The 20,981-nt window shown below is 63.3% G+C and carries 28 protein-coding genes; 15 read left to right on the forward strand and 13 right to left on the reverse strand.

The window, feature by feature from the left end; translation table 11 throughout:
* The first annotated feature begins 147 nt into the window (after window positions 1-147).
* The 3 genes from KM295_RS16885 (at window position 148) to ddh (ending at window position 1,989) form a co-directional block, all read left to right on the forward strand.
* The gene (locus KM295_RS16885) at window positions 148-408 is read left to right on the forward strand and encodes a hypothetical protein (protein ID WP_256027877.1); all 261 of its coding nucleotides are present in this window, start codon (window positions 148-150) and stop codon (window positions 406-408) included.
* A 243-nt stretch (window positions 409-651) separates the two neighbouring features.
* Window positions 652-999 (forward strand): cupin domain-containing protein, encoded by a 348-nt coding sequence (locus KM295_RS00600; RefSeq protein WP_256027885.1) that lies wholly within the window; start codon window positions 652-654, stop codon window positions 997-999.
* Between the two features lie 63 nt (window positions 1,000-1,062).
* Window positions 1,063-1,989 (forward strand): D-2-hydroxyacid dehydrogenase, encoded by a 927-nt coding sequence (gene ddh / locus KM295_RS00605; RefSeq protein WP_256027889.1) that lies wholly within the window; start codon window positions 1,063-1,065, stop codon window positions 1,987-1,989.
* Window positions 1,990-2,051: 62 nt separating this feature from the next.
* Here ddh and KM295_RS00610 read toward each other — a convergent pair whose 3' ends face one another.
* The 3 genes from KM295_RS00610 to KM295_RS00620 are packed head-to-tail and all read right to left on the reverse strand — an operon-like array spanning window position 2,052 to window position 5,131.
* On the reverse strand, window positions 2,052-2,567 hold the full coding sequence (locus tag KM295_RS00610; RefSeq protein WP_256027892.1) for a DUF5813 family protein: 516 nt from the start codon (window positions 2,565-2,567) through the stop codon (window positions 2,052-2,054).
* A gap of 48 nt (window positions 2,568-2,615) precedes the next feature.
* The gene (gene metX, locus KM295_RS00615) at window positions 2,616-3,854 is read right to left on the reverse strand and encodes a homoserine O-acetyltransferase MetX (RefSeq protein ID WP_256027894.1); all 1,239 of its coding nucleotides are present in this window, start codon (window positions 3,852-3,854) and stop codon (window positions 2,616-2,618) included.
* A complete protein-coding gene (locus KM295_RS00620; protein WP_256027897.1) occupies window positions 3,851-5,131 on the reverse strand; it encodes an O-acetylhomoserine aminocarboxypropyltransferase/cysteine synthase family protein in 1,281 nt (426 codons plus the stop codon). The genes metX and KM295_RS00620 overlap by 4 nt, the downstream gene beginning before the upstream one ends.
* A 160-nt stretch (window positions 5,132-5,291) precedes the next feature.
* Here KM295_RS00620 and KM295_RS00625 point away from each other — a divergent pair, with 160 nt between their 5' ends.
* From KM295_RS00625 to KM295_RS00635, 3 genes are all read left to right on the forward strand, one after another.
* Window positions 5,292-6,275 (forward strand): acetamidase/formamidase family protein, encoded by a 984-nt coding sequence (locus tag KM295_RS00625; protein ID WP_256027899.1) that lies wholly within the window; start codon window positions 5,292-5,294, stop codon window positions 6,273-6,275.
* A 193-nt stretch (window positions 6,276-6,468) separates the two neighbouring features.
* On the forward strand, window positions 6,469-6,729 hold the full coding sequence (locus KM295_RS00630; protein ID WP_256027900.1) for a glutathione S-transferase N-terminal domain-containing protein: 261 nt from the start codon (window positions 6,469-6,471) through the stop codon (window positions 6,727-6,729).
* 31 nt (window positions 6,730-6,760) lie between these two features.
* The gene (locus KM295_RS00635; protein ID WP_256027903.1) at window positions 6,761-7,450 is read left to right on the forward strand and encodes a hypothetical protein; all 690 of its coding nucleotides are present in this window, start codon (window positions 6,761-6,763) and stop codon (window positions 7,448-7,450) included.
* Here the strand turns inward: KM295_RS00635 and KM295_RS00640 are convergent.
* Window positions 7,447-7,776, reverse strand: a complete 330-nt coding sequence (locus KM295_RS00640) for an ArsR/SmtB family transcription factor (protein WP_256027905.1) — start codon at window positions 7,774-7,776, stop codon at window positions 7,447-7,449. The genes KM295_RS00635 and KM295_RS00640 overlap by 4 nt on opposite strands.
* Window positions 7,777-8,001: 225 nt before the next feature.
* On the opposite strand from KM295_RS00640, the gene KM295_RS00645 reads away from it, so the two are divergent.
* A complete protein-coding gene (locus KM295_RS00645; RefSeq protein WP_256027907.1) occupies window positions 8,002-8,820 on the forward strand; it encodes a nucleoside phosphorylase in 819 nt (272 codons plus the stop codon).
* A 223-nt stretch (window positions 8,821-9,043) separates the two neighbouring features.
* Window positions 9,044-9,334, forward strand: coding sequence for a DUF7553 family protein (locus KM295_RS00650; RefSeq protein ID WP_256027912.1), 291 nt, complete (start codon window positions 9,044-9,046; stop codon window positions 9,332-9,334).
* Window positions 9,335-9,339: 5 nt separating this feature from the next.
* Here KM295_RS00650 and gnd read toward each other — a convergent pair whose 3' ends face one another.
* Together gnd and thpR are read right to left on the reverse strand one after the other, a co-directional pair.
* Window positions 9,340-10,239 carry a phosphogluconate dehydrogenase (NAD(+)-dependent, decarboxylating) gene (gene gnd / locus KM295_RS00655; protein WP_256027913.1) on the reverse strand — a complete coding sequence of 300 codons (900 nt, stop codon included), beginning with the start codon at window positions 10,237-10,239 and terminating at the stop codon, window positions 9,340-9,342.
* A gap of 43 nt (window positions 10,240-10,282) precedes the next feature.
* Window positions 10,283-10,831, reverse strand: coding sequence for an RNA 2',3'-cyclic phosphodiesterase (gene thpR / locus KM295_RS00660; RefSeq protein WP_256027916.1), 549 nt, complete (start codon window positions 10,829-10,831; stop codon window positions 10,283-10,285).
* Between the two features lie 347 nt (window positions 10,832-11,178).
* On the opposite strand from thpR, the gene KM295_RS00665 reads away from it, so the two are divergent.
* Window positions 11,179-11,301 carry a hypothetical protein gene (locus KM295_RS00665; protein WP_256027917.1) on the forward strand — a complete coding sequence of 41 codons (123 nt, stop codon included), beginning with the start codon at window positions 11,179-11,181 and terminating at the stop codon, window positions 11,299-11,301.
* Window positions 11,302-11,310: 9 nt separating this feature from the next.
* Here KM295_RS00665 and KM295_RS00670 read toward each other — a convergent pair whose 3' ends face one another.
* The 6 genes from KM295_RS00670 to KM295_RS00695 all read right to left on the reverse strand — a co-directional run bounded on the left by KM295_RS00670 (window position 11,311) and on the right by KM295_RS00695 (window position 15,812).
* Entirely contained in the window at window positions 11,311-11,541 is a 231-nt protein-coding gene (locus KM295_RS00670; protein ID WP_256027918.1) for a hypothetical protein, read from the reverse strand.
* A gap of 202 nt (window positions 11,542-11,743) precedes the next feature.
* On the reverse strand, window positions 11,744-12,727 hold the full coding sequence (locus KM295_RS00675; protein WP_256027920.1) for a phosphotransferase family protein: 984 nt from the start codon (window positions 12,725-12,727) through the stop codon (window positions 11,744-11,746).
* The gene (locus tag KM295_RS00680; RefSeq protein WP_256027922.1) at window positions 12,724-13,398 is read right to left on the reverse strand and encodes an HAD family hydrolase; all 675 of its coding nucleotides are present in this window, start codon (window positions 13,396-13,398) and stop codon (window positions 12,724-12,726) included. The genes KM295_RS00675 and KM295_RS00680 overlap by 4 nt, the downstream gene beginning before the upstream one ends.
* 105 nt (window positions 13,399-13,503) lie before the next feature.
* Window positions 13,504-14,496 (reverse strand): glutathione S-transferase family protein, encoded by a 993-nt coding sequence (locus KM295_RS00685; protein ID WP_256027924.1) that lies wholly within the window; start codon window positions 14,494-14,496, stop codon window positions 13,504-13,506.
* A gap of 61 nt (window positions 14,497-14,557) precedes the next feature.
* Entirely contained in the window at window positions 14,558-15,388 is an 831-nt protein-coding gene (locus KM295_RS00690) for a DsbA family protein (protein WP_256027926.1), read from the reverse strand.
* Between the two features lie 4 nt (window positions 15,389-15,392).
* Window positions 15,393-15,812 (reverse strand): DoxX family membrane protein, encoded by a 420-nt coding sequence (locus KM295_RS00695; protein ID WP_256027929.1) that lies wholly within the window; start codon window positions 15,810-15,812, stop codon window positions 15,393-15,395.
* Window positions 15,813-16,188: 376 nt separating this feature from the next.
* On the opposite strand from KM295_RS00695, the gene KM295_RS00700 reads away from it, so the two are divergent.
* The 6 genes from KM295_RS00700 (at window position 16,189) to KM295_RS00725 (ending at window position 19,737) form a co-directional block, all read left to right on the forward strand.
* Window positions 16,189-16,548 (forward strand): winged helix-turn-helix transcriptional regulator, encoded by a 360-nt coding sequence (locus tag KM295_RS00700; RefSeq protein ID WP_256027931.1) that lies wholly within the window; start codon window positions 16,189-16,191, stop codon window positions 16,546-16,548.
* Between the two features lie 128 nt (window positions 16,549-16,676).
* Complete coding sequence (locus KM295_RS00705) at window positions 16,677-17,414, forward strand: tetratricopeptide repeat protein (RefSeq protein WP_256027933.1); 738 nt, start codon at window positions 16,677-16,679, stop codon at window positions 17,412-17,414.
* A 5-nt stretch (window positions 17,415-17,419) separates the two neighbouring features.
* A complete protein-coding gene (locus tag KM295_RS00710; protein WP_256028169.1) occupies window positions 17,420-17,710 on the forward strand; it encodes a DUF424 domain-containing protein in 291 nt (96 codons plus the stop codon).
* 94 nt (window positions 17,711-17,804) lie between these two features.
* Window positions 17,805-19,043, forward strand: coding sequence for an aminotransferase class V-fold PLP-dependent enzyme (locus KM295_RS00715; protein ID WP_256027934.1), 1,239 nt, complete (start codon window positions 17,805-17,807; stop codon window positions 19,041-19,043).
* A gap of 62 nt (window positions 19,044-19,105) precedes the next feature.
* Window positions 19,106-19,522, forward strand: a complete 417-nt coding sequence (locus KM295_RS00720; RefSeq protein WP_256027935.1) for an iron-sulfur cluster assembly scaffold protein — start codon at window positions 19,106-19,108, stop codon at window positions 19,520-19,522.
* 92 nt (window positions 19,523-19,614) lie between these two features.
* Window positions 19,615-19,737, forward strand: a complete 123-nt coding sequence (locus tag KM295_RS00725) for a hypothetical protein (RefSeq protein ID WP_256027936.1) — start codon at window positions 19,615-19,617, stop codon at window positions 19,735-19,737.
* Window positions 19,738-19,761: 24 nt separating this feature from the next.
* On the opposite strand, the gene KM295_RS00730 is transcribed toward KM295_RS00725, so the two are convergent.
* Window positions 19,762-20,955, reverse strand: a complete 1,194-nt coding sequence (locus KM295_RS00730; RefSeq protein WP_256027937.1) for an MFS transporter — start codon at window positions 20,953-20,955, stop codon at window positions 19,762-19,764.
* Window positions 20,956-20,981: the final 26 nt, after the last annotated feature.

Consider the following 20,981-nt stretch of genomic DNA (forward strand, 5'->3'; position numbering starts at 1 on the left):
GACCGAGTGACCAGGTGACACCGTTCTCGAAGTTATCCTTTGAATTGTGGAAACAACACGCCACGGCTTATACAGTACTGAACCGTTCGGTTCAATCGAGACTGGACTATCACAAACGCCGTTCACTGTAGTAGTCGGTAGAAGTCAGTGCAGATCCACTCGCGAGTGTCCGGCCAGCGTGGCTGTCGCTGGCCATCCCGGTGCGAGTGGTATGTAAACAGTTCTACCGGCTACTATATCGACCTCCTCAACGATGGTCAGGTCCTCGAGTGGGACGCCACTGCTGACGGCGCTGTCGTCACGGAGCGTGAAATAGGGGATCGCGTCCCGTATGTCCTCGTCGACGGCCGGCCAGCGTTCAAATATCGGGTCAACGAAGCCGAACTCCGCAGGAAGCTCAGATCGTAGCGTGACGCTCCTCGATCCTTCGGTGACGGCCTTCGCGAGCGCTCCGCGCTGTTTCTCCGCGATCTCGTTGGGGGTCGAGTGTCACGGTGGGTAGAGTCGGATTCCCCTACACGTCCAGTCGAAGCGAACCCACCGGTCGAAATGACGTGACTACTCGAATTTCTCTTTTTCAGGTGCACCCCCACCGGGCCGGTCCTGTCGCCGACCTGAAGAGTTATCACGGTCGGGGATGCAACCGACGGTATGAAACACGCCGGCGTTACCGATCAGGAGACGATCGAAGTCGTCGATGGGGGCTTTCTCACGCAACTGTCGGTCGGCGAGGAAACGAGCGCACAGGCGTTCGAGGCCGAACCCGGGGCGGTCATCCCCGAGCACAGCCACCCTCACGAACAGACCGGGATCGTCCTCGAGGGGACGCTGACGTTCCTCGTCGACGGCGAGGAGATCGAGATCGGCCCCGAGGAGTCGTTCGTGATTCCGGGCGGGATGCCGCACGGAATGGAGAACCGCAGCGAGACGAGGGTTTTCGGCATCGACGTATTCTCGCCGGCGCGTCCGGACCCGGAGTGGGGATCGGATCCGAAGTAGGGCGTCGGGCGCCGGTCACGGACCGACGGATGCTTATATATCAGTACCCGCCGAAGGGCCGGCATGCTCTCGACGATCGGCATCCACGAGTCCGTCGGCGCCGTCTTTCGGCCGGAAGCGCTCCGTGACGCCCTCGAGGACATCGACCCGGACGTACGCATCGTCTCGACGGGCGATCTGGGCGGCTGTGACGCGCTCGTAACCCTCGCCTACGACAACGCGTTTCTGGAGGCCGACCTCGAGTGGATCCACTCGATCCAGGCCGGCGTCGATCGGTTCCCGTTCGACGCGCTCGAATCGACTGGGATCACGCTGACGAACAGCACCGGCATCCACGGCGACGCGGTCGGTGAGACCGTCGCCGGGTACATGCTTTCGTTCGCCAGAGGGCTCCATCACTACCGGGACAACGAAGCCGACCACGAGTGGGACAGACAGGACTGGGACGTCCCGTTCACGCTGGGCGAGGAATCCGTCTGTGTGGTCGGTCTCGGCACGCTCGGTCGCGGGGTCGCGGCGCGGGCGGACGCGCTGGGGATGGACGTCGTCGGGGTGAAACGGACGCCGATCCCGGTCGATCACGTCGGGACGGTCTATCCGTCGGGCGAACTGAAAACGACCGTCGCCGAGGCACGGTTCGTCGTCGTCACGGTCCCGCTGACCGATCGGACCGAGGGACTGATCGGGACGGCCGAACTCTCGGCGATGCGGTCCGACGCCGTCCTGATAAACGTCGCCCGCGGGAGAGTGCTCGATCAGACGGCACTCGTCGACGCACTCGAGACTGGCACGATCGGCGGCGCGGCGCTGGACGTCTTCGAGACCGAACCGCTGCCGGCCGACTCGCCGCTGTGGGGGATGGAGAACGTCATCGTAACGCCGCACGCCGCGGCCGCGACGGGGGCGTACTACCGTCGGATCGCGACGCTCGTCAGAGAGAACGTGCGACGGCGCGACGACGGGGAGGGGCTGGCGAACCGGGTGGTCTGATCGATCTATCGGGTGCTTTCAGCCGTCGAGGTCCGTCTCGAACAGTAAAACCGTTCGGACGACTATAGCGGCATCGGGCCGCGGTCGCCCTCGCTGTCGGACTGTCTGGCCCGCGAGAGCAGCGCCGAAACCGGCGGGCCGTACTCGTAGCCGGGGACGATCCCCTCGACGTAGGTGCCCTCGGCGTACTCGGCGATCGCCTTCGCGATGTCGGGGACGCGGCCGGCGTTGCCGAACTCGAACTCGAAGACTGCGACGGCCTCACCGGCCTCCTCGACGACGCGCTGGTCGTCGAACGCGAGGTCCTCCCGGAGCGCCATCACGGCGTCCTCGAGGCGGAGTTCGTAGGTGTCGAACCACCCTTCTTCGACCGCCGATCCGACCGTCTCCTCGGCGGCGTTCGAGAGCATGGGGGCGCGAACCTCAAGCGTGTAGGCGAGCGCCCACTCGTCGGTTTCGGCGGCCGTCACCCGCGCGTCGAAGGCGGTCGTCGTCACGGAGAACCACTCGCTGTCCCGCTCGAAGGCGTCGTGGCCCTCGAACGCCCGCACGGCCCGATCCGGAAGCTCGTCTGTCATCGTCGATCGGTAGGCGGGTCGCCCTCAAAAGGGCGTCGAGAGCCCGATTCAGTCCGAAAACAGGCTCGTGTGGACCGGCGCGAACTCGTCGCCTTCCTCGCTCGCGTCGGTGTCGGTGACCGCCTTGCCGCGAATCCCGGCTTCGAGGAAGTCGGCGACAGGCGGCCCGACCCGGTCGGGTTCGACGAGGAAGGCGTCGTGGCCGTGATCGGAGTCGATGACGTGGTGGGCGGTGTCGGTACCGGACGCCCTGAAGGCGTCGGCGAGCACCTCCGACTGTTCGACGGTGAAGTGCCAATCGCCGGTAAACGAGAGCAAAAGCGCCTCCCCGTCGAAGGCCGCCAGGGCGTCGGTGTCGTTCTCGTAGCCCGAAGCGAGATCGTAGTTGTCCATCGCCCGCGTCAGGTACAGATACGAGTTGGCGTCGAACCGTTTCGCGAACTTCTCGCCCTGATAGTCGAGGTAGGACTCGACCTCCCGGTAGGGGAAAAACCCCGCCGCCGGGTCCATCTCGAAGGTGTCCCGGCCGGCGTCGATCCCGGCCGAGCGGCGGCCGAACTTGTCGGCCATCGACGATTTCGAGAGGTACATGACGTGGCCGATCTGGCGGGCGAGTGCCAGCCCCCCGGTCGGCGGGTCGCCGCCGTAGTAATCGCCCCCACTCCAGTTCGGATCGGTGGTGATCGCCCGCTGGGCGATCGCATCCAGCGCGAGACACTGGGGATCGAGACGGGCCGCCGCGGCGACCGAGATCGCCCGGTCGACGTGATCGGGGTGTCGTTTCACCCACTCCAGAACGTTCATCCCGCCGACCGAGCCCCCGATGACGGCGTGCAGGTGCGGGATCCCGAGATGATCGAGCAGCCGGCGCTGGGCGCGTGTCCAGTCGGCGACGGTCACCGCCGGGAAGTCGGTGCCCCAGGGTTCGCCGGTTTCGGGGTTCGTCGACGGCGGCCCCGAAGAGCCATAACAGGATCCGGGGACGTTCGCACAGATGACGTAGTACTCGGTCGTGTCGACGGCCTTCCCGGGACCGACGATGTCGTCCCACCACGCGTGGGCCTGCCCTGCGGTGTCCGTCCGGCGGCGGCCGCCCGCGACGTGGGCGCTACCGGTGAGGGCGTGACAGACCAACACGGCGTTGTCGCCGGTGAAGTCGCCGTAGGTCTCGTAGGCGATCTCGAGTTCGGGGATCGACTCCCCGCACTCGAAGGTGAACTCCCCCAGCGAGACCGTCTCCGGGCCGTCCGTCCCGTCTCCTCTCTCTGTCCCGTCTGGCCCGGTCATAGTGCTTCTTCGAGGTCTGTGATAATATCGTCTACGTTCTCGATGCCGACCGACAGCCGGACCATCTCGGGGGCGACGCCGCTTTCCCGCTGTTCCTCGGCGCTCAACCCGGCGTGGGTCGTCGAGGCCGGATGGACGACGAGCGTTCTGGCGTCGCCGATGTTCGCGAGGAACTTCGCGACCTCCGTGCCCTCACAGAGCCGTTTTGCCGCCTCGTATCCCCCCTCGAGGCCGACGGCGACCATCCCGCCGTAGCCGCCCTCCAGGTACGTCGAGGCGAGGTCGTGTGTCTCGTGGGACTCGATGCCGGGGTAGGCGACCCACGAGACCGCCGGGTGATCGGCGAGGTACTCGGCGACCGCGACGGCGTTCTCGCAGTGCCGTTCCATCCGGAGCGGCAGCGTCTCGACGCCCTGCATCGTCACCCACGCGTCGAACGGCGACTGCTGGTCGCCGAGGCTCCGGACGCCCCGATGGCGGGCCGCCATCATGAGCGCCCGGTCGCCGAAGCGCTCGGTGAAGGTGACACCGTCGAAGGCGGGGTTGGGGGCGGCGATCTCGGGGTACTTCTCCGGGTACTCGGCGAACGGGAAGGAGCCGTCGGTCACGAGGATCCCGCCGAGGGTCGTCCCCGAGCCGTGGATCCACTTGGTCGTGGAGTTCCAGACGATGTCGGCGCCGTGTTCGAGCGGTCGACACAGCGCCGGTGTGCCGAAGGTGTTGTCGACGAAAAGCGGCACGCCCCGTTCGTGGGCCACGTCGGCGATCTCCTCGAGGGGCGGCGTCACGAGAGCGGGGTTGGCGATCGTCTCACAGTGGACATAGGCGGTGTCGTCGTCGATCGCCTCGGCGTAGGAAGCGGGATCGAGCGTGTCGACGAACCGGGCCTCGATCCCACGCCGGGCGGCGGTATGGGAGAGATATCCGTGTGTGCCGCCGTAGACTGAGGCGGCACAGACGACGTTGTCGCCCGCCTCGGCGAGAACCGAGGTCGCGGCGTCGAGCGCGCCCATCCCCGAGGCGGTCGCGAGGGCGTCGACGCCGCCCTCGAGCGACGCGAGCCGTTCCTCGAGGGCGCGCACCGTCGGGTTCGCGATCCGGGAGTAGACGTTGCCCTCGTCCTCCAGAGCGTATCGTGCGGCCGCGGTGTCGGCGTCCGGGAACTCGTAGGAACTCGTCTGATAGATCGGCGGCGCGGCGGCACCTGTCGTCGGGTCCGGCCCCTGCCCGACGTGGAGACACCGCGTTCCGAACCCCAGTTCCGGCTCGTCGTTCATGTATCTCGTGCATAACTCTCAACACATCTATAACCGAGAGTTACGGCAATACTTGCGCGGTCGGGCTGTCCGGAAACCAGAGTTCAAGCGGACGGCCGGCGGCGCGGAGGGGACCGACGACCGGCAACAGACGTATGTACGGCGCCACGCTGGCGTGAATATGGCGATGGGACATACGGTCGATTACCGTATCAGCGACCGCGACGAGAACGTCCACGTCGGCGTCTGGGACAACAGCCTCGATCCCGTCCGCACCGTCGAGCCGGGATCGGTCGTACGCTTCGAGTGTCGGGACGCGACCGACAACCACTTCGACGCCGAATCGACAGTCGAGGAGATGGCGACGAAACCGTCCGGCGGCCACCCGCTGACGGGGCCAATCCGCGTCGATGGAGCCGAACCGGGCGACGTCCTCGCCGTCGAGTTGCTCGAATTCCAGCACAAGGGGTTCGGCGTGAGTTACTTCTACTCCCGCGACACCGACAAGGGGCTGCTCCCCGAGTCGTTCGAAGAGCCCGGGCTCCACACCTGGGAGCTGGACGGCGACGTCGGCCGGTTCGTGAACGGGATCGAGATCCCACTGGAGCCGTTCCCGGGGATCGTCGGTGTCGCCCCGGCCGAACCGGGGGAACACAGCACGATACCGCCACGGCGGGTCGGCGGCAACATGGACATCAAACACCTCACCGCGGGGTCGACGCTGTATCTACCGGTCGAAGTCGAGGGGGCGCTTTTCAGCATCGGCGATTGTCACGCCGCACAGGGTGACGGCGAGGTGTGTGTGACCGCGATCGAGGCCCCGATGTCGGTCACCGCCCGGCTCGACGTCCGGTCGGATATGGCGATCGAAGAGCCACAGTTCGAGACGACTGGGCCGTTCACCGCCACCGGCGCCGACGAGCCGGCCTACGCGACGACGGGGATCGCCGACGATCTCATGGACGCGACCAAGCGGGCGATCCGGCATATGATCGATCACCTCTCGGAGACACACGGGCTCACGCGGGCGGAGGCCTACATCCTCTGTTCGGTCGCGGTCGATCTGAAGATCAATCAGGTCGTCGACGCCCCGAACTGGACGGTCTCGGCGTACCTGCCGGAGAGTATCTTCCCCGACGAAGAGGGCGAAAGCGCCGATCAATAGAACCAACGGTAGGTTCGAGTGACGGTGGGATTCGCCATACATAGCGGTGTGTCACATTAGAGTTGTAGAGGTCAAATCCCAATATCTTGTAGGGCAGTGCGTGAGATAAGACGCGAATACGTCGACTAACATCCGACTACGAGACAACAATCAAGACTTTAGTATATTCGTATCTTCGAATCTATTGTAATCCATGCTGGAACTCTATCAGTCCGAGGGCTGTCCGTACTGTGCGAAGGTTCGAGAGAAGCTTTCGGAACTCGGCGTCTCGTACGTTATTCACAACCCGCGTCTTCCCGGCGACGAGGGGGGCGATGTGACCAACGCGGTCACCCACGACGAACTCACAGCGGGCGGTGAAGACCAGATCCCGTATCTCGTCGACAGCGAACGCGGCGTAACGATGTACGAAAGCGACGACATCGTTGGTTACCTCCAAGAACACTACGAATAACGGACGAACTGATATACAGACTATTACTTCGATGACAGAGGCAGAACAGGCGGAGACGTCGGCCAGATTCGAGGACGTCCTGAAGACGGCCGACGATGAGATCGAAGCGTTAGCTACATCAGGCGGTATCACGGCGGACACGCGCGGTGACCTGTCGGTAGATACGTTGTTGCGCATCGCACGGTGGCGGTCCGTCCAGAGCGCCGTCCTCTACAGTGACTGGGCAGACCAGCAGAATGTCACAGGCCTGGACGCGGATGCCACGCTGGCCGCAGCGTGGAAAGCGGGACGATCCGTCGATCAGTACGAGGCTGCGACCGAGCATCTCGTAAGTCGCGGGGTCGATCCCGATCCGATCGAATACGAGTTACACGGTGAAACGCTGCAGTTCATGGCCGACCTAACCGATCCGGTCGCCCGGCTCACCGCGGGGTTCGTCGTTGCCCCCAAACTTCGCGTCGTCAAAGACAAGCAGGCGACCCTCGTCGCGACCGGCAACGCCGACCCCCGGACTGCGAATCTCTACCGGGAGACGATCATCCCACCCGAGGAGGACGCCATCGAACGTGGGAAACAGCTACTTTCCCGGTATTTCGACGCCGATACATCTGTCGTCGGAACCGTCGAGGAGACCGCCGACGCGTTCCTCGATATCGCAAGGAAATCGCAAAAACAGGCCATGGACGAGACGGGCGACGTTGACCCGAAAACGATCTGTTAACTGCTCCGTTCCGAGACGGCCGCGTCGTCGGCCATCCGATCGAGCAACACGTCGCGCATCGTGTCCATCCCCTCGACGATCCGCTCGTCGGCGATCGCGTAGTATTTGTTGAGCCCCGCATCGCGTTTGGTCACGACGCCCTGATCGCGCATCTTCCGGAGATGCTGGGAGACCGTCGGCTGTGAAATCCCGGTCTCGTCGCTGATCTCACCCACGCTGTATTCGTCGTCTTTCAGGAGATGGAGGATCCGCAGCCGCTTGGGATTCGAGAACATCTTACAGAACTCGGCGTGGCGCTCGTAGAGGGCGTCGTCTGCGTCGGTCATGGCGTTGTATTCGACTCCACGAATATGTGCGTTCGCTTCTACCTATCGGAACCCACACTCGTATTATATTCGGGTATACAGTGACGGGGCTCAAGAGTGTTTTCTGGGTATCGAAGAGGGAACTATAGTGGAACGTCGTGATCCGGATAAGGCTGCGATAGCTGCCCCGTGGGGAACCGATACCGCAATCGCCATCATCTTGCGTCAGACTCGAATAAAAGGGGTATGACTGATTTCGACGAAGGGCCGGAATCGCCGCTTCTCGGGGCCAAGCGGTTCGATGACCCGTCCGTATTCACACCCGAATCGCTCCTCACGGAGGCACGTCGACAGAAGGAGCTCCCCGACGACGACGTTCCCGACGTCTGCGTCCTCGATCCGGACGGCGATGTCGTCCGACATCTCGTCTCGACGGGGCGGGGCGAGAAGGATCGGACATGGCCGGGCTACCACACTGATCTCTACAGGTTCTCTCTCGACGGGAACGAGGTCGGAATCATCGGCTGTGCAGTCGGCGCACCCTTTGCGGTCCTCGTCGCCGAGCAGTTGTTCGCGTCGGGGTGTCAGTTTCTCGTGAGTATCACTTCCTCGGGACAGATCGTTCCGAAGGACAACCCGCCGTACTTCGTGCTTATCGAACGAGCGCTCCGTGACGAAGGGACCAGTCACCACTACAGACCACCCGACCGATACGCGACGCTATCCGCTGATCTCAAAGATCGGATCGAGACGGCGTGTCGATCGGTGTCCCGGCCAGTCTATACGGGGGCGACGTGGACGACTGACGCCCCGTTTCGAGAGACGGAAGGCGCTATCGAACGGGCACGAACGGAGGGGATCCTCGCTGTGGAAATGGAGGCGGCCGCCCTCTATACGTTCGCTACCGAGCGGGACTGCTCGGTCGTCTGTTTCGCATACGTGACAAACGAGATGGGACAAGGCGACAGCGAGTTCGAGAAGGGTGATGCGAACGGGAGCACAGCAGCCCTGGAGATCGTCGATGCCGCGATCACAGCCTACCGATCCGATTCGGGAGGCGTTTGAACGACCCCGGGACGGCCCCGGGAGTAGATTTAATTATATTCGCATATTACAATATATCTGTGATGCACGGACGAACGTCTCCACAGGAACATCAGCCCCGATGTGGCTGCTGCTGTGGTACGAACAACAAGAGCAGGATAGAGACCGGGCGTCACCGGACGCTATACGACAAGCTAGAGCAAATAGAGAAACGACTCGAAGCACTCGAAGGCGATCAGTAATTATGTCACGAGATAGCTTGGATCAAGCAGCCGACGCAGTCAATACGGCAATCGAGGTCAGTACTGATGAGGAAATCAAAGAGCGACTGGATCAACTCGGATCAAAACTGGAATCACAGGCCACCCGGGACACAACACCGGCCCTCGGCATCCTCGATCGCGTCCAGACGAAACTCCGTGAGATCGAATCCGAAACACAGGAGCAGGCCGTAGCGGAGTCGTTGGCGGACGCCCGAGAGCATATCCTTTCGTTTCTCGGGACACTCGACGATCGCGGCATGAAACAGCACTAGAACGCTTATTCGCGCCGTTTGACCTCGTGGCGACCGAACCCGTACCGGAGCCGGTTCGCCAGCCGCCGGGAGAACTTGCCGTCCTCGAGGCGGGAGTCGAAGCGCTCGCCCAGCGCCTCGTAGATGAGCGGGATGGCGATCTCCTGTTCGAGCGCCTCCTCAACCGTCCAGGTGCCCGTCGAGCCGCCAGCCACGTGATCGTCGACGTCGCCGAGGTCCGACCCCTCCTCGCGGAAGGCCTCCTCACAGAGCTCTAAGAGCCACGACCGGATCACCGCGCCGTCGTTCCACGTGCGGGCGACCGACTCCAGATCGAGGTCGTAGCGGCCCTCTGCGAGGAGTTCGAACCCCTCGCCGTAGGCCTGCATGAGGGCGTACTCGACGCCGTTGTGGACCATCTTGACGTAGTGGCCCGACCCCTGGGGGCCCATGTGGTCGTGGCCGGCGGGCCCGGTCGCGATGGCGTCGAAGGCCGGCCGCAGTTCCTCGTAGGCCCCGGCGGGACCGCCGACCATGAGCGAGAAGCCGAGTTCGGCACCCGCAGGGCCGCCGGAAGTGCCACAGTCGAGGTATGCCGCCGAAAGCGAGTTGCCGCGATCGATCGAGCGCTCGAAGTGGGAGTTGCCGCCGTCGACGACGATATCCTCGCCGTCCAACAGCGGGTCGAGCTCCGAAAGCGTCGCGTCGACCGCGTCGCCGGCCGGCACCATCAGCCAGATCCGTTTCCGTTCGGGGAGCATCGCGACCAGGTCGTCGATCGAATCCGCGGGCTCGGCCCCGGCGTCGGCCGCCGTTTCGACCGACGCCTCGTCGAGGTCGAACGCGACCACGTCGTGGCCGTCCGAGAGCAGCCGGTCGACGACGATCTGCCCCATCCGCCCGAGACCGATGACTCCGAGTTGCATACCAGAAGGTCGGCGGGCCGGTAAGTGAGGGTTGTGATTCGGACTACAGTTCGAACCGTTCGACCGTCCGGTAGTCCGGGCTCTCGGGCGTCAGTTCGCTCTCCGTGAGCCGGATTTCTTCGATTTCGACGGTTCCGGCCGTGGGGTCGCGCTCCCGGAGGAACCGCTGGATGTCGGCCTTCGAGGCGGCGTTGTCCATCCGGGCGAGCGTGACGTGTGGCGTGAACGCGTGGCGCTCCTCGTCGTACCCGAGGGCGGTGGTCTCGGCTTCGACGCGCCGGTGGAGTTCGGACAACTGCTCGGTGCCGTCGCCGAACCCGAGCCAGACGACGCGGATGTACTCCGGCGAGGGGAACGCGCCGACGCCCTCGAGGGTCGCCTCGAACGATCCGACGCCGGCTTCGGCGACCGCCCGGCCGATCGCCCCTTCGAGGGCCCCGTTGTCGTGATCGCACTCGCCGAGGAACTTCACCGTCACGTGGGCCTGCCCGGGATCGGTCGGCCGGAGGCCCTCGAGTCCGGTCAGCGGTTCCTGAACGGTCTCGATCCGGTCGGAGAGCGGTTCGACGCCGACGCTCACGAACAGCCGCATACCCGCCTTTGGAGGGCCTGGAATATAATTCGCTTTGCTCCCGTCGAACCGGAGGATGCGATCGTGTCGATAGATTACCGTGTGGACCCGAGCGCCAACGATGACCCCCACGAGACACCGAACGCGGGTTTTACTCGGGTTTCCCTCCGACTCTCGTTGGATCATCTCGGACAATATTGGAACGCGACGTATCGGGGAATACGAACGACTACTCCGGGAAGTGACGCGGTGATCTCTGCAGCCTCCGGGATCAATCAACGAACTCCACTGAACTTTTGTTCAGATCGCAACGAATTGAGCATATGTTCGCCCTCCAACTCGGAATTCCCGGCGGTCGATAACTGCTGGTGTTCGTGCTGATCGGTATTATCGGTCTGACCCTTCCGTTCGTCTCAGCTTATTGGGTGTACAACGATGCCGACAAGCGCGGCAAGGACAACACCGCACTGTGGGCGTTGGCGGTCGGTTGACTCACGATCCTAGCGTTCTTTGGTGGGTTCCTCGCGCTCGCAGTCTACATCCGGGATCGTGAGTGATTCTCGATGACGGCCTGTTCGTGTGGTAACACCCGAACCTTGATCCCCCCAGTCGCCATCGGCACCGATCAGCGCCTCGGAATAACCGCGCGCTCGTCCACCCGGAATCGCGGTCTGAACGTACCGGATCTGTGCGTGATTGAACCCGGGCACCTTCGCGATTTCTTCGTTCATTACATCGAGTTTGTGGAACTGCTTGATCCCACACTGGTCCGGAATCATCCTCGAGATGTCGTGTGCCAGAAACTCGTCGACTGTCTGTGTAATGAACTGAATCGAGAGATTGCGGTGACATCCCCGTGTGTGAGTTGGACCTGGAGCTCTCCCGTGACGAGCGGATTCAGCCGCCGTGAAAGGCCGACACGCTAATCAGTCTTCACCGGCAGTCTGCCTCGGTGACGACCGCTTCCAGGGCATCCAGATGGAAGGCGATAGCCTCCTCGCGTCCGACTGCTGGGTAACGAGGGTTCGTCACGGCCCCCGATGAATCGACCGCACTCTCCGCGATAGCCACTCCTCTGTGGATCGGATGGACCGTCGGAAAGTTCCTGATCTCCGCATAGCCGTCCCTGAATGCCTGCCGAAGCGGCTCTGGATCGTCAGCGTACCAGTCGGCTACCAGATATTCGGACTTGGCGACCGAGAGGGCTGGCGGACCTGCGAGGGGTACTTCCCAGTCCACCACAGCAGTGACTGATCCGTCCGCAACCAGCGCGTTTCCGGGGCGAAAGTCCCAGGGAAACAGCCGTGATGGGTGGCTTGACTCGACTGCCGGGGTATCGAACAGCGCATCCAGGTCGCTCCGAACCGGATCGAACGCCGGCGGCAGTCGGGCGAGCGCCCGGCGACCGAAGTCTCGAAACCATTGGCTGAAATCGGAGCGATCCGCGGTCAGGGATGACGTTTCTTCGGAGACAGATAGCCGGCCGAAAGCACCGAATCCGAACGCCTCGTGGAGGCGGGCTAACGCTTTGCCGAACCAGCGGGCGAGTCCACGCCGCGTCTCAGCGCTGACCGTAGTGAATCGTTCGTGTAGATCCTCCCCGGCGACATATGCGGTGAGCATGTATGCCACGCCATCGTGTGTTCCCGCCGCCAGCACTGGCGGAACCGGCACGAAGGTACGCTGCCGGATCTTCAACAAGAGCGCCGCCTCGGTTCGCAGCCACGTTCGTTCGCTACAGACCTGTATCACGACCGGGCCCCGTGCTTCGAACCGGGCAATAGCGGTCTGTTTGCGGTTCCCTCGGTTGATCCGCGTCACCCCGATCGGGGATTCCTCGAGCACTCTGAGCGCAGCAGCTGCTGCGGCTCGCAGGGACTCGGTTTCGAATGCCTCCCCGAGTGACGGTTCGTTCATCGGTCACCTCGAAGAACCGATGGGAGGTCGGCCAGCGAGTCGAGGACGTACTCGGGTGAATACGCTCCGGCGTCTTCGCCGTCGTGTAACCACGCGACGGCGAGGCCGGCGTTTTGCCCGCCTGCAACGTCGTATTCCACCGTGTTTCCAACGTAGAGCGTCCGGTCGGGTTCCACACCGAGAGCATCGAGTGCTCTGTCGAACGGCAACGTGTGCGGCTTCGCCCGAGGCAATTCCGCGCCGAACACGACGGTCGCCAAGCGATCCGTGATGCCGATCGCCCCGAGTTTTGTCCGCTGTCGGTCGGCCGGACCGTTCGTAACGACACCCACAGGGCCGACCTCCTCGGCCGCGTCCAGTGCCTCCCGGGCTCCGGGGGCCAGCGCCACCTCAGTGTCGTCGATGAGGGAGAGAAGCGCCCGGGCAAGCGCGAGCGGATCGACGTCGGTCCGGTCCTGTTGGGCCGCCATCCTGGCGAACCCTGCGCCGTAGTATCCGACTGGGTCGTCGTGATCGGGAGGGCCCGAGAGCGCGGCCCACAAGTCATCAGGCTTGCCGAACGGTGTCTCGCCTGTGCGGTCGAAGACCCGTTCGTACATCACCTCGCTGTCCTGAGTGCGGTGGCAGAGTGTCCCATCGAGGTCGAACAGGACGGCGTCGAAATCGCTCACAGAACGGCGTTCGGTTCGGCGTAGCAAAACCCCGACGGCATAGGCATCGATATCCTCCAGTCCCCCGGGGTATCGGATCTCACCCACCGTTCTGTGTCCGGGCCGTCAATCGGATTCCCCATCAGGCGTCTCACCGAGTTCATCAGGAACCCGTCCGCCGAGGGTGTTCCGGTTATGTGATCTCTCGAAATCTAGTTCGGGACCGGTCGGCACGATCCCACCCGGATTGATCTCCCCGTGACTTCGGTAGTAGTGCTCCTTGATGTGATCCATGTTGACCGTCTCGGCAACTCCCGGGAGTTGATAGATGTCCCTCGTGTACGCCCGGAGGTTCGGGTAGTCACTGATGCGGCGAAGGTTAGTTTTGAAATGCGTGTAATACACCGCGTCGAAGCGTACCAGTGTCGGAAACAGCCGTAGGTCTGCGAGTGTCAGATCTTCGAGGAGGAACCGCCGATCCGAGAGAATCGATTCCCAGCGATCGAGCGCCTCGAAGATACCCCGGACGGCTGTCTCGTACTCGTCTTGGGTCGACGCGAAGCCAGCACGGTAGACGCCCTTGTTGATCGGAGCGTAGATCGCCTCGATTACCTCGTCGATCTCGCCACGGCGATCCGCCGGGTAGAGATCGACGCCATCGTAGTCAGTGAACGCGACGGCGAGTGTCCGCATGATTTCGTCGGATTCCTCGTTGACGATCGTCTCCTCGCGTTTGTCCCACAGGACGGGTACGGATACCCGCCCGGTGTAGGAGGAATCCGCTGTCGTGTACACCTCCCGGAGGTAATCACTGCCGTTGACCGTATCGGACGTACACCCCGCTTTTGTCGGGGTGAACTGCCAGCCGTCCTCGGCTCGATACGGATCGACGACATCCATCGTGACCGCGTCGTCGAGTCCGAGGAGTGTCCGGGTGAGGACCGCGCCATGAGCCCACGGGCAGGCCCGGGAGATGTACAGATGATAGCGCTCCGGGTCGGGCGGATGACGCCCGCCTTCTTGCAGTTTGTTTCGAAACGCCGTTTCGTTGTAGTCAATCTCCGCAGTGTCCTCGTTCGTGATGTCTGTACGCCAAGTGCCGTCTATGAGTCGTCCCATTGTTGTAGGTTGGATCGTGATCGGTTCAGTGATCGATTCGGCCGGTCGTTTGCGTGTCTGCTCACTCGGAGTTTTCGTGTGCAACCGTTTTCCACAGCGATCCGGTTCCCCGAATCGACTCTTCGATTCTCCCTGCCGAGGCGAGGTCTTCGAGCCGCAGTCGTGCTATGTCGTCGCTGAGGTTGTACACCTCCGCGACTTCCCGGGTCGCAACCGGGCTGTACTGTTCAACGAACTTCGGGAGCGGTCGCGGAGGCGTCCGTTCGAGATCGGGGGCGACTGCCTCTATCGCCTCGGCCAGGGAGTCAAACGACTGAGATCCCGCAAGCTGCCTTTCGTCATCCCCGGCCTCGACTCGAAACGTCGGAAACACTGTCGTGCCCTGCTCGCGGGAGTGTACTCGGTCTTCTTCGAACGCCGCGCGTGCCCGATCACCGGCGAACGCCGCCCGGAACCGCTCGACGTCGAGACCGACGTCAGCGGCGAGATCGGTCAGTACCTCACGGTCGCCGATGTTCTGGCGTTCCGTGGCGATTGCCTCACGCAATCGTCTGAGATACCGGTTGGCAGCGTCGGTTCCCTGAAGTTCTGCGGCTTCGTAGGCGATACATGCCGGGTACGACGACCGGGGTGGGTTGGTTAGCCAGATGTCGGCATCGACGGGCATGCCGTGCTGTCGCGCAGCCGTCTCCCAGTGGGGCGCGACATCTGCAGGCTCCGTGATTCCGTTAGCGGCATCAGAGAACGATCCGAAATCTGCGACAAGTCCACCCATAACGAACCTGGTGTCGATCTGATCGCCGTACGTCTCCTCGATACGACGCAGGACGGGTTCAGCACCCCAGCACCACGTACAGAACGGATCAGTGAACTCGGTAAGCGTGACCTGCATGGAATCACCACAACCCAATGCCGAGGGCGTACGGCCACGTCGTGGCTGACAGTGCGAGAAAGACCATCGCACCCGCGGCGAGGCCGACGTTCTTCAGGAAGTGATACTCCTCGTTATCGCGTTGCATACCCGTTTCGTTCCAGAAGTCGTGCATTACGGGCGTGACGCCGATGAAGAATGCGAGGATTGTGATCGCCCCGAGAGCGGGATACGCACCGATGAGGATGGCTGCTGCGCCCGCAAGCAACGCGAATGAGGTGGCGGGCACCAGTAGCCGCGGGAGGGGCGCACCCTTGCTCGCAGCGTAGTCGATCGCTCCGGAGAGATCCAGCAAGTTCCCGAGCGCGAGGTATCCGAGGACTGCTGCGAACAGCGTTCGAGCGATCAACAACGCCTCTGCGGTCCCGGTCGCTTCGAGCGTCATCAGCTATCAACCTCCACTGAAATGTTGGTCAGTTGTCTATTCGTACTGTGAATGCCTTGCTTCAGCCGCGAATACGGTTTTACGTGCATCGCATTCGAGACGATGAGCGCCACCCATATAAATTATCAAGTAAATTATGTTTTACCGAGGGAAGTTGTGAATATCAGGTGTACCGAGGTATACCGGGGTCTCGCGATATCGTTCAACCAGCAGATAAAACGGCGAAGGGACCTACACCTACCCTCTCCGAAAATCAAAAAATACGATCTCGACGATACATCGAGTGTATGATGACGAAGATGTAACCGTTACTGCGATCAATCCACCGGGATGAGCACCCTTCACTTTTTTCTTCAATTAACGCAATTAACGAGTAATGACTGCTGACGACGAGCGACTGGCCGAACTGAACCCGGCGGTGTGTCCGACGGTCGAATCACTGAACGTCATCGGAACGCAGTGGCGTTTGAACGTGCTCTACGATCTTCAGGACGGCGAAAAGAGATTCAACGAGCTCAAGGAATCGACGGGGGCGAGTTCGCGAACCCTCTCGCAGACACTCGATACTCTCGAAGAGTACGGGCTGGTCACCGAGCGAACGGAGCGGGCGTCGCCGATCGCCGTTTACTACCGGTTGACCGAGAAAGGTGAAGCACTCGAAGCCGCCTTCGACGAAATCGACGCGTGGGCGCGTGAGTACATGGACGTAGCTGAACCGGAGATCCAGTCGGAGTAGACGGCATCACTCTACTTCACTCGGGGAGCAATACCCCGATCGCTACGATAGAGGGGAGGAAGGGACCGCGTTCCCACCGCCCTCCGGACAACACAACCCTTAGAAGTGCTCGTGGCCAAGACTGGAGCATGACTGAGGACGAACCACGGGACCACGAGTTCTCCGAGGGACAGGGCTTCGGAGACCCCTACGAGGGGTTCGATCTGGATCCGCCGGAACTCGACGTCGACCCCGAGATGGTCGATCCGGTCGACTCTCGGGTCGTCTCGGATACGCTCGACCGCCGACAAGTCCCGACCGAAGAGATCGACACCGAGGAACTGCTCGACGTCGGCCTCGAGTACATGCGGATCAACCGCCACGAGCAGGCGACCGACACCTTCGAGCGAGCCGCCCAGTTCGCCGACGACGACGGGATCGAACAGGAAGCCCGGATCAACAAGGGCGCCGCCCACGCCGAACTCGAGGAGTTTCAGGCGGCGATCGACGCCTACCGGGAGGCGTTGCGGATCGACCGCGATTCGGAACACGCCGCCTCGGCGGAGACGAACCTCGCGTACGCGCTGTGGAACTCGGGGCAGGGCGAGAAGGCCCTCGAGCACGCCGAACGCGCCGTCGAGATCGACCCCCGGTTCCCCCAGGGCTGGTACAACCGGGGCTTTTTCCTGCTCGAACGGGGGCTAGCCGAGGACGCCGTCTCCTGTTTCGACAACGCGCTCAGACTCGGCCACCGCAACGCCGAGATCTTAGAGGAGAAGGCCAAAGCGCTCGAAGAGATGGGCGAGGACGAACGCGCCGAGGAACTCGTCGAGGAGGCCGAAGAGATCCGCGGTGCGGCCGAGGACCGGCTCGTCGAAGAGCGATGACGGCGATGTTGCTCCGGGAGCGGTCGACGCCCGAGGGACTTTTGGTCTCCGTTTGCGACGCCGAGATCCTGGGTGAGACCTTCGAGAACGGCGAGGTTTCCTTGACCGTCGATCCGGAGTTCTACGACGGCGAGGAGGCCGACGCCGAGGCGGTCGCGACCAGCCTCGCGGAGGCCGCCGTCGCGAACCTCGTCGGTACCGAGTCGGTCGGGACGGCGATCGAACACGGATTCGTCGAGGAGGGCAACGTCCTCGAATTCGAGGGGACGCTGCACGCACAGTATCTCCGGATGTGATGTAACCAGGGCGCTGTCCCGGAGTACGAGCGGCGAAACCGGAGGCTCGCCCCGACCGAAGGAGTAACCAGCCTCGAACCCCAACAGGTAAATAATGAGTCAACAGGCCGAGACGCTCGACGTCGAGCGGATCCGCGAGGAGTTCCCGATCCTCGAACGGGAGTTCGACGGTACACAGCTCGTCTATCTCGACAACGCCGCCACCACCCAGACGCCGGAGCCGGTCGTCGAGACGATTACCGATTATTACCGCAACTACAACGCCAACGTCCACCGGGGCATCCACCAACTGAGCCAGGAGGCCTCGATCGCATACGAGGAGGCCCACGATCGGGTCGCGGAGTTCATCGGTGCCGACGGCCGCGAGGAAGTGATCTTCACGAAGAACACCACCGAGTCGATGAACCTCGTCGCCTACGCGTGGGGGCTCAACGAACTCGGCCCCGGCGACGAGGTCGTGTTGACGGAGATGGAACACCACGCCTCGCTCGTCACCTGGCAGCAGATCGCGAAACGGACCGGCGCCGAATGCAAGTACATCCCGATCACCGACGAGGGACGGCTCGATATGGAGGCTGCCAAAGAGCTGGTCACCGACGACACCGAGATGGTCTCGGTCGTCCACGTCTCGAACACGCTCGGGACGATCAATCCCGTCTCCGAACTCGCGGATATCGCCCACGACCACGACGCCTACATCACCGTCGACGCCGCCCAGTCGGTCCCGAACCGCCCGGTCGACGTGACGGAGATCGACGCGGACTTTCTGGCCTTCTCGGGTCACAAGATGGCCGGGCCGACCGGGATCGGCGTCCTATACGGGAAACAGCACATCCTCGAGGAGATGGAGCCGTACCTCTACGGCGGCGATATGATCCTGAAGGTCACCTTCGAGGACTCGAAGTGGAACGAACTCCCCTGGAAGTACGAGGCCGGCACGCCCATCATCTGTCAGGGGATCGCCCTGGCGGCGGCCTGCGATTACCTGGACGACATCGGGATGGAACGGATCGAACGCCACGAGGCCGAACTGGCGGCCTACGCCTACGAGCGGCTGACCGAAGAGGACGACGTCGAGGTGTACGGCCCCCCGGCAGATGACCGCGGCGGGCTGGTCGCGTTCAATCTCGAGGGCGTCCACGCTCACGACCTCTCGAGCATCCTCAACGACAGCGCTGTCGCGATCCGGGCCGGCGACCACTGTACCCAGCCGCTACACGACGTGCTCGGCACCGCCGCCTCCGCGCGGGCCTCGTTCTATATCTATAACACGAAAGACGAGATCGACAGGCTCGTCGAAGCGGTCCACGACGCCAGACAGTTGTTCGCGTAGTCGGCCCCCATACCCCGCGACCGGTGGTCTTTTGGGTTTCACGCCCCTTTTCAACGGTACTAATGGGAATCGGATCGGACATGTACCGCCAGCAGATCCTCGATCACTACAAGAACCCCCGCAACTACGGGGAACTCGAGGACGCGGACATCGAACACGTCGGGGAGAACCCGATGTGTGGCGACACAATCAAGATGTTCGTCAGGCTGGACGACGACGAAGAGACGATCGAGTACGTGAGTTTCGTCGGCGACGGCTGTGCGATCAGTCAGGCCTCGGCGAGTATGCTCTCGAACGAACTGCAGGGCCGCTCGCTGGAGGCGGTCAGAGGGATGGACAGAGACGACATCATCGACATGCTGGGGGTCGAACTCAGCCCGATGCGGATCAAGTGTGCGGTACTCGCCGAGAAGGTCGCCCAGGACGGGATCAAGATCCACGATGGCGAACTCGACGTCGAGGAGACGACGACCGAGTAAGCGACGGGACGTATACCGATCGACCGGAGGCCCGAAGCCGTGTCGGTCGGCCGGACGGCGGCCGATCCGGAGTGTGAGGCCGTCGTGGAAGCGTGCCGGGTCCCGAACGCGACCCGAGGACGGCGAGGCTCTCGCCGGGGGGATACCACGGGATCCAACGCGAGTACCTCCGCCGGCAAGAGGCGTTCCACCGCAAGGGATCGTTCACCGGGTGACCCGACGAAGGCCAAGCGTGGCCCTCACCCGTCCGTCGAACCGAACCACACGATCCGGACGAAGACCACCGCGGAGACGAGAAAACAGCCGCCCAGCCCCGCATACGCCACGACGAAGGAGGTCCGTTCGGCCGCGAAGCCGACGTACGACGGGCCGAGGCTCCCGAACCCATAAAAGAGTGCGCGCGTGATCCCGTAGTCGGCGCCCATCGTCTCGTCGTCGAGGGCGCCGATCAGATCGGCGGTCATCACCGGCCAGAACGTCACCATCCCGACCGCGAAAAGCCCCGTCCCGACGACGAGGCCGGGCCCCGTCGGAACAAAGAGGAGGATCGCCAGCCCCACGGTCCCGACGACGGGGGTCAGCAGGCCCACACGGCGGTGGCCGACCCGATCGCCGAGCGTGCCGACGGCCGGGCTCATGACGAGGCCGATGGCGAAGATGGAGGCGAAAGCCACCGTCGAGGCGGTCGGGGCGACGCCCAGATCGGACTGCAGAAGCGTCGGAAAGAAGCTGATCGAGCCCTGCCAGAGGAACATGTTGACACAGAACAACACGAGCAGGTACCGGAGCTCGGTGGTCACGAAGACCCGACGGAACGACTCGCCCGGCCGCAGTCGGACCCACGACGGCGTGTACGGCGCCGACAGGAACCGATGGAGCAGCCAGCCGACGAAAAGGAGCCCGCCGACCGCGGGGAGGAAGGCGGACCGCCAGCTTCCGACGGAAAGCGCCGCGATCGCGAGCCCAGCCGCCACGCCGCTGCCGACGTTGTAACAGGCCGAGATGACGCCGTATGCCCGCCCCCGTCTTGCGGTAAAGAGATCCGCGACCGTCGCCATGCTCGTCGGCTCGTAGAGGCCGATCCCGACGCCGATGAGCGAAAGCGCCAGCATGAACGTCGGGAAGTTCGGCGCCAGGGCGGCGAGACAGAGCCCGACCGACGCCACGAGGAGGGCGACCACCAGCACGGGCCGCCGGCCGAGCGTATCCGAGAGCCGCCCGCCCGGATACATCGAGAGGGCCCCGCAGGCCCACATCGCGGTCAGCGCCGCGCCGGCCGTCCCGGAGGTGATTCCGAACGTCTCGGTTATCGTCGGCAGAAGCGGCGAGACGACGAGCTGTCCGGCCAACAGCGCGACCGTCCCGAACGCGAGCGTCCCCAGCGCCCGCCCTCGACGTTCCTCCGTCCCCTGCTCGGCGTGGGTTCCGGACACGGACGGCGGTACGACGACCCCGCTTA

It is taken from the genome of Natronomonas aquatica (genome assembly GCF_024449025.1).
Taxonomy (GTDB): Archaea; Halobacteriota; Halobacteria; order Halobacteriales; family Haloarculaceae; genus Natronomonas; species Natronomonas aquatica.